This is a genomic window from Clostridiaceae bacterium HFYG-1003 (assembly GCA_024579835.1).
Classification (GTDB): domain Bacteria; phylum Bacillota; class Clostridia; order Clostridiales; family Clostridiaceae; genus JG1575.
Genome location: CP102060.1, coordinates 2,895,762 through 2,910,963 on the forward strand (window position 1 = coordinate 2,895,762; position 15,202 = coordinate 2,910,963).

General features: G+C 56.2%; 9 protein-coding genes and 1 other annotated feature. All 9 genes read left to right on the forward strand.

Annotated features, from left to right (window positions below; genetic code table 11):
* Positions 1 to 151 precede the first annotated feature (151 nt).
* Positions 152 to 3,595: a helicase-exonuclease AddAB subunit AddB gene (gene addB / locus NQU17_13005; GenBank protein ID UUM11545.1), complete on the forward strand. Its 3,444-nt coding sequence runs from the start codon at positions 152 to 154 to the stop codon at positions 3,593 to 3,595.
* A complete protein-coding gene (addA, locus tag NQU17_13010) occupies positions 3,576 to 7,223 on the forward strand; it encodes a helicase-exonuclease AddAB subunit AddA (GenBank protein UUM11546.1) in 3,648 nt (1,215 codons plus the stop codon). The genes addB and addA overlap by 20 nt, the downstream gene beginning before the upstream one ends.
* Positions 7,224 to 7,324: 101 nt before the next feature.
* A complete protein-coding gene (pepF, locus tag NQU17_13015; protein ID UUM11547.1) occupies positions 7,325 to 9,151 on the forward strand; it encodes an oligoendopeptidase F in 1,827 nt (608 codons plus the stop codon).
* A 118-nt stretch (positions 9,152 to 9,269) separates the two neighbouring features.
* The gene (locus NQU17_13020; GenBank protein ID UUM11548.1) at positions 9,270 to 9,653 is read left to right on the forward strand and encodes a VOC family protein; all 384 of its coding nucleotides are present in this window, start codon (positions 9,270 to 9,272) and stop codon (positions 9,651 to 9,653) included.
* A gap of 668 nt (positions 9,654 to 10,321) precedes the next feature.
* Positions 10,322 to 10,565, forward strand: a binding site (T-box leader).
* Between the two features lie 324 nt (positions 10,566 to 10,889).
* Positions 10,890 to 11,921, forward strand: coding sequence for an ATP-binding cassette domain-containing protein (locus tag NQU17_13025; GenBank protein ID UUM11549.1), 1,032 nt, complete (start codon positions 10,890 to 10,892; stop codon positions 11,919 to 11,921).
* Between the two features lie 5 nt (positions 11,922 to 11,926).
* The gene (locus NQU17_13030) at positions 11,927 to 12,589 is read left to right on the forward strand and encodes an ABC transporter permease (protein ID UUM11550.1); all 663 of its coding nucleotides are present in this window, start codon (positions 11,927 to 11,929) and stop codon (positions 12,587 to 12,589) included.
* 324 nt (positions 12,590 to 12,913) lie between these two features.
* The gene (locus tag NQU17_13035) at positions 12,914 to 13,798 is read left to right on the forward strand and encodes a MetQ/NlpA family ABC transporter substrate-binding protein (GenBank protein ID UUM11551.1); all 885 of its coding nucleotides are present in this window, start codon (positions 12,914 to 12,916) and stop codon (positions 13,796 to 13,798) included.
* Between the two features lie 224 nt (positions 13,799 to 14,022).
* Entirely contained in the window at positions 14,023 to 14,148 is a 126-nt protein-coding gene (locus NQU17_13040) for a hypothetical protein (protein UUM11552.1), read from the forward strand.
* Positions 14,141 to 15,088, forward strand: a complete 948-nt coding sequence (locus tag NQU17_13045) for an NYN domain-containing protein (protein UUM11553.1) — start codon at positions 14,141 to 14,143, stop codon at positions 15,086 to 15,088. Before NQU17_13040 ends, NQU17_13045 begins: the two co-directional genes overlap by 8 nt.
* Positions 15,089 to 15,202: the final 114 nt, after the last annotated feature.

The following is a 15,202-nucleotide window of genomic DNA, read 5'->3' on the forward strand; positions in this document are numbered from 1 at the left end:
CTTCGTTTTTTTAAACGGAGTGATCCGGTCAGCCCGAGGGAGAGGGGAAAGGCGGGAGCTTGGCCGCCGGGCTTCGGCAGGGTGGGGGAATAGAATGGTATAATCGGGATAGCACGATTGAAATGACTTAAACGACAGGGAGGGTAGTGCCATGGCATTGGCAATGATCTACGGCCGCTCGGGCTCCGGAAAAACCACGGAGCTGTTTCGCAGGCTGAGAGCTGGTCTGGCGGGAGCTGATATCCGCAGCAAGCGGTACGTCATCGTCCCGGATCAGTTTACGTATATGATGGAAAAGAAAATCCTGGAAGAGTTCGGCGAGGAGAACGGCTTCAAGATCCAGGTCGTGGGCTTTCGGACCCTGAGCCAGCGCGTTCTGGAACGGGTGGGCGGCATCCGCCGGCCGGTTCTCAGTCCGGTGGGACAGTCCATGCTGGTCAGTTCCCTGGCTCTGAAGCAGAAAAACGACCTCAAGCTGTTCCGCAAATCCGCTGCCTACGCCGGCTTTGCCCAGATGGTCAGCCAGACGATCAAGGAACTGAAAAACTACGCGATCACGCCTCAGGAACTCCAGGCGGCGGCCGGGAATCTACCGGACGGCGAACTCCGGTACAAGCTGGAGGACGTGGCGCTGCTCTACCAAAGCTACGAGGACCAGCTCCACCAAAACTTTGTGGACCCGGAAGACCAGCTGGACACCGCGATTCAGATGCTCAAAGCCTCCGATTATCTCAATGGCAGTGAATTCTATGTGGATGAGTTCTCTGATTTCACCCCCCGTCAGCTGGAAATGATCGAAGTGCTGCTGGGCAAGGGCAATGTATATATCACCCTGACTTTTGAGGAAGGACTCGACAAGCAGCATAAGGGCCTGTTCGCTCTGACGGTGGATACGGACCTGGCGCTCATGGACATGGCTGCCCGACAGGGCATCCGCCTGGAAGCACCCGTCTTCCTCCGGGGAACCGGCCGCTTTCAGGGTCATCCCGAGCTGGCTCACCTGGAACGTGAATTCTACCACTATCCCAATGAAGTGTACTCTGGCGAAGTATCCTCCGTCCGGATCCTGCGGGCGCAGAATCCCTATGAGGAAATGGAGCTGGTGGCCCGGGACATCGTCCGGCAGGTCCGTGACAACGGGCTGCGCTTCCAGGACCTGGCCATTCTGCTGCGGGATCTGGATACCTACGGCGCCATTTTGCAGAGCGTCATGGCCCAGTACGAGATTCCCGTCTTCATCGATGCCCGCAAGGAGATCGACACCAATCCCCTGGCAGCCTTTATCAGCGGTTTCTTTGAAATTCACCGGCGCAATTTCCAGTTCGAGGCGGTTTTCAAGTATCTGAAGACCAGCCTGCTTCCCATTCCCCGGGAAGACATCGATCTTCTGGAAAACTACTGTCTGGCCAACGGCATCACCGGCTGGAAATGGCTGGAGGAAATCTGGCAGTGGCCCGTCCCCCAGGTCGAGGAAGGCCTGGAGGAACAGCGCCTGAAGAATCACCTCAACGAGCTGCGCGACGCCATCGTCGATCCGCTGCAGGAATGCTTTGCGGCCATGGAGCAGGCCCCGACCGTCCGGGAGAAAGCCACCCTGTTCTATGAGTTCCTGGTTCACTCCCATGCCCTGCTCACCTTTACCGCCTGGATTGACGAGCGGGAGACGACAGATTCCGAACAGCACCGGGAATACAGCCAGATTCTGGATTCACTGCTCCAGGTCCTGGACCAGATGGTCGAGGCCATGGGCGATGAACCCATGGGTCTGGAAGATTTTGGCAATACGCTGCTGGTGGGACTCTCCTCCATCCGGATTTCCCTGATTCCCGCCACCCTGGATCAGGTCATTGTGGGCGACATCGCCCGGGTCCGGTCCGGCGCCGTGCGCGGCATCTACATCGTCGGCACCAACGACGGCGTGCTGCCCCGGACGCCGGCCAGTGTCGGCATTTTCACCGACAGTGACCGCGAAGCTCTCCAGGAGATCCAGCTCTACCTGTCCAAGGACTCCCGCACCCGGGCGTTCTATGAGCAGTTCTACGTCTACAATGCCCTGACCATCGGCACCGACTTCCTGACGGTGACCTACCCCACCTCCGATGCCGAGGGCAAGGCCCTGCGCCCCTCCATGATCATCGGCCGGCTGAAAAAACTGTTTCCCGGCCTCCGGGAAGAGATCAGTCAGTCCTACCTGGAAAAAGGCAGCCCCGGCCGCGAGAGCATTAGCTGTGAACGCGAAGCGTTCCGTGAGCTCATTGCCCAGCTGCGCCGCCATCATGACGGTGCGCCGGTGGACCCGGTGTGGCGTGAGGTCTATGCCCGCCTGCGGGAACACCCCGACTACAGCGACCGGCTCCGCCACGTTGAGGAAGGGCTGCGCTATACGAACTACCCGGCTGAACTGCGCGCCGAGCACATGGAAGCCCTCTACGGCAAAAAGCTCTATCTGACCGTTTCGCGGCTGGAAACCTTCTCCCGCTGTCCCTTTGCCTATTTCGTCAAGTACGGCCTGCGCGCCAAGGAACGGAAGGAGTTTATCCTGTCCACTCCCGATGTGGGATCCCTGATGCATGATGTCCTGGATCGCTTTACCAAGAAAATTCGGGAAGAAGCCCTGGACTGGAAAGACCTGACCCCGGACTTTACCCGTCAGGCGGTGGATCACCTGATGGAAGAAGCCCTGTCCCAGCAGAAAAATCCGGTGCTCGCTTCCAGCCGGCGCTATCAGCACATGACCGGCAAGCTCAAGCACATCATCGCTTCTTCGGTGGATGTCATTCAGAATCAGATCATCCGGGGGGAATTTGAACCGCTGTATTCCGAAGTCGGCTTCGGGCCCAACGAAATGATCCCGCCCATTGTCCTGGATCTGGAGGGCGGACGGGAAATCAGCATCGTGGGGCGGATCGACCGCGTCGATGTGCTGCGCCAGGAAGACCGCAACTACATCCGCATCATCGACTACAAATCCGGGATGAAGGAACTCACCCTGTCCGACATCGTCTATGGCCTGCAGCTTCAGCTCCTGGTCTATCTGGACGTTGTCCTGCGCAACGCCCACCGCTTTCTGGCCGGGGAGACCCTGCCCGGCGCAGTGCTCTATTACCGGATTTACCGGCCCACCGTGGAAAACGGCGCGGCCATGTCAGACGAGGACCTAAAGACCGTCATTCTCAAGGAGCTGCGCCTGCGCGGCCTGATCCTGAAGGATGTCCACCTGGTCCGGTCCATGGATCAGGGGATGACCGATATTTCCCTGGTCATCCAGGCCAAACTCAAGGACGGGGAGGTCACGGCGGAGGGAACCAACCAGAAGGAGCTTCTGGTCGACCAGGCTCAGTTTGACCTTTTGCGCGACTACGTCGCCAGCACCATCAAGCGCATCAGTCTGGCCCTGATCAACGGGGACATTTCCATTACCCCGGTGAAAACCGACAAGAGCACCGCCTGTGATTACTGTGAATACCGCAGCATCTGCCAGTTTGATCCGGGTCAGCCGGGCAACGAATACCGCAGAGTCCGCAAACTCAAGCCGGAGCAAGCCTGGCTCCACATCGAACAAGGAGGTGAGGTCCATGCCCAATTGGACGAATGAACAGCAACAGGCTATCATCTACCGGGATCAGTCCCTGCTGGTGGCCGCGGCAGCCGGCTCCGGCAAAACGGCCGTTCTGGTTGAACGCATCTGCACCATGCTGACTCAGGATCCCCCGGTGGACATTGACCGCCTGCTGGTGGTGACCTTTACCCGGGCGGCGGCCACGGAAATGCGCGAGCGCATCGCCAACCGGATTGCTCTGGCCCTGGAATCCCAACCGGAAAATGAGAACCTGCTCCGGCAGCTGGCCCTGCTCAATCAGGCCAGCATCATGACCATCGACGCCTTCTGCAAAAAAGTCATTGAAGAAAACTTCCACCTGGTAGACCTGGATCCCGATTATCAGCTGCTGGACGAGAACGAACTGAACATGCTGATCAGCGAAGCCTTGGCTGAAGTGCTGGAAGAAGCATATGAGAAACGGGATCCGGCCTTCCTGGAACTGGCGGAACGCTTCGGCGGCGACCGCTCCGATGACAATCTGGAGGACCTGATCCAGCGCCTCTGGCGCTTCTCCCGCTCCGGCACTGACCCCCGCGCCTGGATCCGGGCTGCGGGAGCTTCCTATGATTTCCCGAAGGAGGACTGGAAGCAGACAGAGTGGTTCCGGTATCTTGTACGGGAAGTCCGGGAAGTAGCCGGGGAAGCGGTGGAGCTGGCTCAGAAGGCTGTCGGCCTGACTGCCCTGGACGATAAGCTGGCAGCCTCCAAGCTGGAACCTTTCCTGCGCGGCGAGCTGGAAGAACTGGTCCGCATCGCCCGGGAGGTGGAGCAAAGCGATGACTATGCCCAGCTCCAATCCCTGATGAAGTCCATGACCTTCGCCCGCAAGCCCGCCATCCGGGGTGAAACCCCCTACAAGGACTGGGTGGGCAGCCTGCGCGACGAATACAAGAAGCTCTACACCAGCCTCATCGGCGAGCTGCTGAGCCAGGACGAGGCCAGTCACCTGACCCTGATCCGGACCATGGCTCCGGTGATGAACGCTCTGGCCGAGGTCACCCTGGCCTTCCATGAACGCCTCCAGAGCAAAAAACGGGAACTCAACCGGGTTGATTTCGCCGATCTGGAGCACTTCGCCCTGGGCATCCTGCGCAGCGGCGACGGTCCGACGGAAACCGCCCGGATCTATCAGCAGCGCTTCGAGGAAGTTCTGATCGACGAATATCAGGACTCCAATGAAGTGCAGGAAGCCATCCTGACTGCCGTATCGCGACAAGAGCAGAACATCTTCATGGTGGGGGACGTCAAGCAGAGCATCTACCGCTTCCGTCAGGCCAAGCCGGACATATTCCTCGGCAAGTACCGCCGTTTTCTCGCCGTGGGGGAAGAACGGGACTGCGCCGGGCGCAAAATTCTGCTCTACCGCAATTTCCGCTCTCGCCCGGAAGTGCTTGATTCCGTCAATGCCGTGTTTTCCGCCATCATGAGCGAGCGGGCCGGCGAGCTGGACTACACCGAAGAGGAAGCCCTGATTTTCGGCGCCGCTTATGACCCGGAGCAAAAGCAGCCCATCCAGATCCACCTGGTGGAATCCAACACGCCCCTGGACGGACCGGCTCAGGAAGCCGAGGAGCTGGAGGATCTGGCGGGCATCGAACTGGAAGCCCGCTACGTGGCCAACCGGATTCGGGACATGGTGACTAGCGGGGAGACCCGGGTCACCGACGGCGAGACGATGCGCCCGCTGCGCTACCGCGACATCGTGATCCTGCTGCGGGCCACCTCCAGCGCCGCCGGAATTTTCCAGCAGGCGCTGGAAGAGGTGGCCATCCCGGTCTTTACTGATACTGGCGCGGGCTATTTCGAGTCCCTGGAAATCCGGACCATGATGAGCCTGCTGCGAACCGTTGACAACCCGCGCCAGGATATCCCGCTCCTGGCGACGCTGCGCAGCCCCCTGTTCTCCTTTACTGAGGACGAGCTGCTGCGCCTGCGCGGACTGGACCGCGAAGCCCTCTTCCTGGATTGCCTGAAGCTGGCCCGAACCGATGTGCTGCTGGCGCGGCAGGCGCCGGAGCTGTGCCGCAAGGTCGAAGCCTTCTGGCAGCAGCTGGCCCAGTGGCGGGAAGACTCCGTCCACCGGCCGCTGGATGAGTTCATCTGGAAAATCTACACCGACACCGCCTACCTGGAGTATGCCGGGGCCATGCCCAACGGCATACAGCGTCAGGCCAACCTGCGCATCCTGTTCCAGCGGGCCGGGGAGTATGAGAAGACGGCCTTCAAGGGGCTGTACCGCTTCATCCGCTACATCGACGCCATGCGCGAGAAATCCGGCGATTATGGCGATGCCCGGATCATGGGCGAGAGCGAGGACGTGGTGCGCATCATGAGCATCCACAAGTCCAAGGGGCTGGAATTTCCCGTGGTCTTTGTGTCCAACTGCGGCAAGCGCTTCAACCGCCGCGATCAGGGGGGAGATCTGATTCTCCATGAAACCCTGGGCATGGCGGTGAAGCACCGGGACTTCCGCCGGGGGACCGTGGAGGAAACCCTGCCCCGGCTGGTCATGAAAGCCCGCATCAACGCGGAGGCGATCTCCGAGGAAATGCGCGTGCTCTATGTGGCCATGACCCGGGCGAAGGAACAGCTGATTCTGACCGGCAACCTGCGCAACCTGAACTCGACCATGGGCAAATGGTTCCGCGGCGGCAGCGACCTGCCCTGCCGGCCGCGCAAGGTGCTGGCGGATTCCAGCTATCTGGACTGGATCATGCCGGTGGTGCTGAACTCCGCCGGCATTCAGGGAGCCATGGAGACCTTCGATGACACGGTCGATCACCTGGGGGACGGCGCATCCTTCGACATTACCCTGATCACCCGCAACGCCCTGGCTCAGGCCCAGGCAGAGCAGGCCAGGGAACGGACCGAGCCGTTCTGGAAGGGGGAAGCCCTCACCGACGAAGCGCTGATCCGGGTGCTGGACTACGAGTACCCGCATGAACTGTCTACCCGGCTGCCGTCCAAGGTTTCGGTCTCCGTCATCAAAAAGCAGGTCATTGAGGAAACGCCCGATCTGGCCGCCCCGTCGATCATGGAAGAGACCTATGAACGGGTGGAGCGTCTGCCCAAGCCGGCCTTCCTGATGGGACAGCGCGAACTGACCGGAGCGGAACGGGGCACCGCGTTCCACAATGTCATGCTCCACATCAGTCCCCTGGTTCAGACTGAAGAGGAGGTCCGCGTCCAGATTCAGTCGGTGGTGGAACGGGAGCTCCTGCTGCCGCAGGAAGCAGCCGCGGTGGATCCCAGACGAGTCCTGGGCTTTTTCCAAAGCAGCCTGGGCCAGCGTTTCCGCGAGGCCTTTCAACGGGGCGATCTCTACAAGGAGGAAGTCTTTACCCGCATTGTTCCGGCCCGCACACTGCGGCCGGAGTGGGCCACCGACGATCCCATGACGCTGATCGGAATCATCGACGCCTTCTTCCGGGAAGGCGACGGCCTGATTCTTCTCGATTACAAGACGGACTCGATCCCCCCGGATGTTCCGGACTTCCTGGCCCGCAAGTATCAGGCGCAGATTGATCTGTATGCCCGCGCCCTGGAAGCCATCACCGGTCAGACGGTGCGGGAGGCGTATCTTTACTCGGTCTCCAAACAGGAAACCATCCGGCTGATTTAGCGATTCTGTTGTGGTTTTCAAAAAAAGCGAGTGCCTGTTCCATCGGACAGGCACCGTTCAATGATAGAATCAGCTTAATCGAAACTCAACGGAGGGTTATCATGAGTCAAGCAAACGAAGAAAAGAAAGTACTGCGGCGGGATGAAGTCGATCCGGCCTATACCTGGAACCTGAAGGATATCTTCCCATCCGACGAAGCATTCTATCAGGCCCAGGATCGACTGGCACAGGCCATTACAGCCTTCACCGGACGCTACCGGGGTCACCTCAGCGATGCCGCAGCCATTGTCGCAGCGGTCAGGGACTATGAGCAGATCCTGATCACGGCCGAACAGTGCGGTAATTACGCCCATCTGCATGTTAGCGAGGATCGCACCAACCCACTCTATCAGAAGAACATGATGGAGTTCCAGGCGAAGATGGGCGGCCTGGTCGGCGAGCTCTCGTTCTTTGAATCGGAGCTGCTCCAGGTGCCGGAAGCCATCCTGAGCGAAGCCATGGCGGCAGACCCCAACTACAGTTTTTACCTCAAGGATGTTCTGCGCTACAAGCCCCACACGCTGTCCCCGGAATCCGAAATGGTTCTGGCCCGGCTGGGCGAAGTCTTTGACGCCCCCTATTCCGTGTACGAAGCAGCCAAGCTGGCGGATTTGAACTTCCCGGAGTTTGAAGCCAACGGAGAAAAGCATCTGCTGACCTTCATCAACTTTGAAGGGGAGCTGGAATATGACAAGGATATGGATGTGCGCCGCAATGCATTCCGGGCATTCTCCGAAAAACTCAGGGAATACCAGTACACCATCGGAACGGCCTATGCCTCCAATGTCCGGCAGGAAAAGATCCTGTCAGAGCTGAAGCACTATGATTCCGTTTTTGATTATCTCTTAATGCGCCAGAAGGTCGACCGCCCGCTGTATGATCGTCAGCTGGATGTCCTGATGGCGGAGCTGGCTCCCCATATGCGCCGCTATGCCAAGCTGATTCAGCGGGTTCACGGCCTAGACAAAATGACTTACGCCGATCTCAAGCTGGATCTGGATCCGGCCTTCGAACCATCCATCTCCATTGAGGAGTCCAAGGATTACATCTACAACGCCCTGTCCATCCTGGGTGACGACTATGTTGGCATGCTGCGCGAAGCCCTGGACAACCGCTGGGTTGACTTTGTCCAGAACAAAGGAAAGTCCACCGGCGCCTTCTGCGCTTCGCCCTTCGGCGTTCATCCCTACATCCTGATCAGCTGGACCTATAAAATGCGCGAAGTGTTCGTGCTGGCTCATGAACTCGGCCATGCCGGCCACAGCTTCCTGACCCACCGCAGCCAGACCCCGCTCAATGACAATCTGTCCCTGTACGCCATCGAAGCCCCGTCCACTATGAATGAAATGCTCATGGCCAATTACCTGATGAAGAGCAGTGACGAACCCCGGTTCCGCCGCTGGGTCATCGCCAGCATCATCGCCCGGACCTATTACCATAACTTTGTCACCCACTTCCTGGAAGGATACTACCAGAGAGAGGTCTACCGCCTTATCGATGCCGGAACGGCCGTTCAGACCGAAGACTTCCACCGCATCTTCCGGGAAACGCTGGAGAAATTCTGGGGGGACACCGTGGAACTCACCGAAGGCGCCGAACTGACCTGGATGCGCCAGCCCCATTACTACATGGGATTATACCCCTATACCTATTCTGCCGGACTGACCATTTCCACCGCGGTTTCCCAGCGCATCCTCAAGGAAGGCCAGCCAGCCGTAGATGACTGGCGCAACGTCCTGAGCGCCGGCGGCACCCTGACCCCGGTCGAATTCGCCAAGGCCGCCGGGGTTGACATCACCACCGACAAACCCCTGCGCGATACAGTCAGCTACATCGGCTCACTCATTGACGAGCTGGAAAAACTGACGGACGAATTGGAACAGAACTAACAATCAGCCAAAGATTAGAAATCAAAATCAAATCAAATCAAATATCAAATCAAATATCAGATCAAAATCAAATCAAAATCATATCAAAACCAAATCAAAAGAAAACGGAGGGAACCTCATGGTTAAAGGAAGATTTCTCCACAACAACATCAACGTCCTGGACCTGGACAAATCAATGGCTTTCTACGAGAAGGCTCTGGGACTGACCGAGAAGCGGCGCTATGTCAACGAAGGCAACTTTATCTTGGTCTACCTGTGGGACGGATCGTCGGATTATGAGCTGGAGCTGACCTGGCTCAATGACCGGACAGAGCCCTATAATCTGGGAGACAATGAAATCCACATGGCCTTCGCGGTCGAAGACAAGAAGGAAGCCTATCAGCTCCACTCGGAAATGGGCGTGATTATCTATGAGAACCGTGATATGGATCTCTACTTCATCGGTGACCCCGATGGCTACTGGATCGAAATCCTGGAACGAGGCGTGGATCCAACCAAATAACCGGCAGAAAGACTGAGGGAAGCCTCAGTCTTTCTGCTTTTTGCCTTAAGAACCTCGTTCTCTTTATGCTGCATGAAATGATCAGCCTGCTTGGATAGGAATGAACCTGCATGATGGCATGGGTGTTCGGAAGATGTGAAGATAAGATGGTCAGATTAAACCAATATACAAAGATTTTCCGGGGAAAGACTGTTTTAAATAACATTGATTGATGTGTTTCAAAAGGTGAGTGTATCGGTATTCTCGGACGAAACGCTTCAGGTAAAACGATGTTGCTCCGTGCTATGGCAGGACTTATTTTACCTACTTCAGGCACAGTTGCTGTTAATGGACAGACAATCAAGCAGGGCGAGTCGGTCTGATTTTTATGAGCTGATTCGGTCAGAAAAAAAACGGGGGTGTACTGTTGTTATCGCAAGCCACATACAAGAAGACCTTGAGGTTTGTGATCGTCTGATCGAGATTGAGAACGGAGTGATTGATCATTTCATTGATTCAATTCAGCAGTAAATTCTATTCCAGGGCAACGATCATTTGAGTTTACGCAAGGATATCGAGGGATGCATAGCAATCTGATGAGAAAACCGAAAAAAACATGAAGAATTTTTTATGTAAAAGTTTTCGGTGCCTTGACTTTCTTTTTTTGGTTGAGTATAGTAATACCAATGACAAACCTGTTGAGCAGAAGAGTAACCGAAACCTTTGAATCTGACAGAGAGTCCCGCCTGGTGAAAAGGGACGATGAGAAGAACGGTGAAGATGGCCTGTGAAGGGAAGAGCTGAACGAATCAGTAGGCTCTTACGTGGATGCACGTTACAGCATGGAAGTATGATCGTACTTCGCAAGGTTCGGACTGTGAGGTCTGGATAAATCAAGGTGGTAACACGGAAATTGAAGTTTTCGTCCTTCAGGCAAGGATGGAAGCTTTTTTGTTTTCATCAGAACAATCAAATACTCAGGCGATGAAACGGTGAGTAGGCATCAGGTAATTCTACAGAGAAGCTGCATTAGGGTGAGAGCAGCGGATGAGGGGGTGCACGAAGATGGCCGCGGAGCTTATTCCGGTGAGAGTTTCTCGAACCGGGAACGGGAATGCCCGATACAGCATCGGAGTATGATCGTACTCCATGAGGGAATGCAGGGTGACCTGTCTTCCGATGGCAAGGTGGTAACACGATGATTCGTCCTTCCGGTTCTAGGGAACCCGGAGGGATTTTTTTATTGGGAGGAAGCAAATGATTGAATTAAGGAATGTCGCAGTGACCTTTGGTCAGGGCTCGGGTCAGCTCCACGCGGTCAGCGATGCGTCACTGACGATTGAAAAAGGAGAGATCGTGGGGATTGTCGGCTACTCGGGCGCCGGCAAGAGCACCCTGGTGCGAACCATTAATCTCCTGACCCGGCCGACTTCCGGCCAGGTGCTGGTCAACGGGGAAGACCTGACGACCATGAGTGAACGGGAACTGAGAGACCGCCGGCGCAAGATCGGCATGATCTTTCAGCACTTCAACCTGATGAATTCCAGAACGGTGCGGGACAACATCGCCCTGGCACTGGGGGCGCTGGACAAGAATCAGGTGGATCAGCGGGTGGACGAGCTTCTGGCGCTGGTAGGAATATCCGGCAAAAAGCTGGCCTATCCTTCCGAACTGTCCGGCGGCCAGAAACAGCGTGTGGCCATCGCTCGGGCTCTGGCAAACAATCCGGAAATTCTGCTGTGCGACGAAGCCACCAGTGCCCTGGATCCGGAGACAACCAAATCGATTCTCAAACTCCTGGCGGATCTGAACCGCAAGCTGAATCTGACCCTGGTTGTTATCACCCATGAAATGCAGGTTGTCAAAGAGCTGTGCACCCGGGTGTTCGTCATGGACTCCGGCCTCATCGTCGAAGAAGGGTCGGTGGTGGAAATCTTTTCCAACCCGAAGAATCCGCTGACGGAAAAATTCGTGCGCACCGCAACGAATATGGACGAGGATGTCAGTAAAGTCCTGGAAAACCAGGCAGCCTTCCGGCTGGGCGGCAATGAGATCTATATCCTGACCTTTGTCGGGGACCGCTTCCGGGAACCATTCATCGCCACACTGCAGCGAGACCACGGCATTACCACCAACATCCTGTCCGGCAACGTCGAGTTTCTCAATAAGACGCCCTTTGGAAATCTGCTGGTTGCTTTTGAAGGCGACCGCTTAAAGATCAACGAAGCCATTTCCATCATGGAAGCCGACGGAGTCAGAGTACAGCGCATCCGCTTGAAGGAGGATTAAACAAAATGGATTTTACAAATGTCATCCGGCAGAAGGAGCAGTTCATCACCGAAACCGGAGCCACGCTCTACATGCTGTTCTGGACCGGCCTGATCGCCGGGATCCTCGGGCTCATCCTGGGAATTGTCCTGGTACTGACCCGGGAGAACAGTTTGCTGGCCAACCGGCGGGTGTACGGCATCCTGGATAAAATCGTCAACATCGGCCGGTCCGTCCCCTTCATCATCATGCTGGCCATCATCTCTCCGATGACCCGGGTCATTGTGGGCACCACCATCGGCACCAAAGCCTCCATCGTCCCCCTGGTCGTGGGATCCGCTCCCTTTTTCGCCCGTCAGGTCGAAGCGGCCATGGCAACCGTCAATCCGGGAGTCATCGAAGCCGCCCGAGCCATGGGCCTGGGACCGCTGGAAATCGTCCGGAAAGTCTGGCTGCCGGAATCCACCCCGGCCCTGATCCGTGTCTCCACCCTGACCCTGATCTCCGTTCTAGGCCTGACCGCCATGGCCGGAGCCATTGGCGGAGGGGGACTCGGGAAAATGGCCATCTCCATCGGCTATAACCGCTTTCAGAACGATGTCATTCTTGTCTCCACCGTCCTGATCCTGGTCATTGTCTTCATCATTCAGATCATCGGCAATTTCCTGGAGCGCCGGACAACCCATTAACATCAAAAATTCAAACCTCATCAGTATAAGCAAAACAGCCATCAGCAAATGGAATGTTCGAACTTAGATCCTATGGAATAAACAGCAATCCGGCCGACGGCAAGTCCGACAGGGGGAATGTACGCAATCAGAGAGTAAAGACAATAAACAGAACAATGAGCCATTGACTGCCTCCATCCGATCGGAGCTCAGATCGGATGAAGGCAGAATCGAAACAACAGGTATGAAGGCAGAATCGAACCGGATCATGCCTCAGCAATCAATCAACCAAAACCATAAGAGAACTAAAAATAAAAAATAATAAAATAAAAGTGAGGAATTATCATGAAAAGAACTAATTTATTCGCAACCGCCCTGCTTCTGACCGGACAGCTCTTCCTGAGCGCCTGCGCGCCGGCCGCTCCCGCTACCCAGCCTTCCACTTCCGGGACTGCTCCGGCCACAACGACTGCTCAGACAGCAGCCGTTACCAAGGTCAGGCTGGGGGTCATCGGCTCCAAGCACGAACTGTGGGATCAAATCAAAACCAATCTGGCCAAGGAAAACATTGAGATTGAGATTGTGGAATTCACCGAATACACACCGGTCAATCAGGCGCTCTATGACGGAGACCTGGATCTGAACTCCTTCCAGCACCACATCTACTTCGATTCCTTCAACAATGCCAACGGCAACAAGCTGGTATCCATCGGCGACACCTTCCTGTCCCCCATCGGCCTGTACTCCGAGAAGTATAAATCCCCCTCGGAGATCAAGAGCGGAGACACCATCGCCATTCCGGACGATCCGACCAATCTGGGACGGGCGCTGAAGGTTCTGGAATCCGCCGGTCTGATCAAGCTCAAGGATGCTTCCAATCTCACCCCGACCCAGGCAGACATTGCTGAAAACAAACTCAACCTGACCATTACCGAACTCAATGCCGCTCAGACTGCCCGCTCCCTGAAGGACGTAGCCGCCGCCATCATCAACACCGACCTGGCAGTGGATGCAGGCTATTCCCCGGCAGAAGACGCAATTTTCCTTGAACCGGTAACCGATGCTTCCCAGCCGTACTTCAACCTGATCGCGGCTCAGGCCGAAGACAAGGACAACCCGGTCTTCAAGCGGATCGTTCAGGAATACCAGTCCCAGGCCATCGGCGACCTCATGCTCGAAGTATACAAGGGAGCCCAGTTCCCGGTTTGGGAAGGCTACCAGAAGAAATAGCTCAGAACCGGCTCATCGCGCCAGACCTGTGGCCTGATCCGATCCTCACCGATCCGGGGCATCCCCGGTGCCGGTCATCACCCAGATCTGATCCTCGTTGGTCCGGAGCTTCACCAGTCCGGAGCCTCACCGGGGCATGGCCTAAATGGCTATTATATATAGGAAGAAAGAAACAGCACGGATTCTCCGGCTGTTTTTTTCGTTGGAGGGCGGCGGATGGTATAATGAAACCAGAGAAGGATCAAAGGGAACTGAAACTTTCGTCGTCTGCCCTGAACCGTGTGACGGTCATCAGGCGAACGAAGGAAGAACCATCGGCTGCCCGCCTGAAAGGAAAACAACATGAGTGAAGAACTGACCTATGCCTTATTAATCGATGCCGAGAATATTTCCAGCAAGTACATCAAGATTATCCTGGATGAGCTGTCCAATGACGGCGTGGCGACCTACCGGAGGATCTACGGGGACTGGACCAATCCGGCCAATTCCGCCTGGAAGGATGTTCTACTGAATTACTCGGTCAACCCGGTTCAGCAGTATAGCTATACCCAGGGGAAAAATGCCTCGGACTCGGCCATGATCATTGACGCCATGGACATCCTGTATTCCGGGAATGTCGAGGGCTTCTGCCTGGTGTCCAGCGATTCGGATTTCACCCGGCTGGCCTCCCGGCTGAGGGAATCGGGCAAGCGGGTCATCGGCATGGGCGAATCCAAGACACCCTCTGCCTTTATTTCTGCCTGCAACCAGTTCAAGTATCTGGATATCCTGTACGCTTCATCCTATGAGGAGAAAGAGAAGGAACCCCGGGAACTGGTCAAAGAAACCCCGGTAAAATCTGTCCGGCGCAAACCTCCGGTCAAGGCAGTCAAACCCCCGGTAAATAATGGATCGAAATTCCCGGATGCGGAAAAGATCCTGCCCGTTCTGCTGGAACCGGTGAAGCCAGAACCGCTCAAACCGGAAGCCTCCAAATCCGTATCGGTTAAGGCGGAACCAGTCAGAGCTGAGCAGACCCGCCCCGAACCTCAGACCAAACTCAGCACGATCCGCCGGTCGCTGCGTTCAATCATCAGCGAGGGCTCCAACGAGGAGGGCTGGATTTCCCTGTCCAAGATCGGAAATCAGCTGGCCAAGCGGTTCCCGGATTTTGATGTCAGAAACTACGGCTACAGCAAGCTCAATCAGTTTATTGAGTCGCTGGGGGATTTCGATATGGATGTCATCACGCCGGGCAAGGACAGCAAGGTTCAGCATATCTACTTTCGCAATAAACTGAAGCAGAAATAAGGCCTGGAGCCGATTTCCAATATTCGATCCGGGATTTTCTCAAAGCCCCGGGCGACCAGGATCGACTCGTCCGGGCCCGTCCAGTACAAAACGGTATTCTGTGACTATGCACAG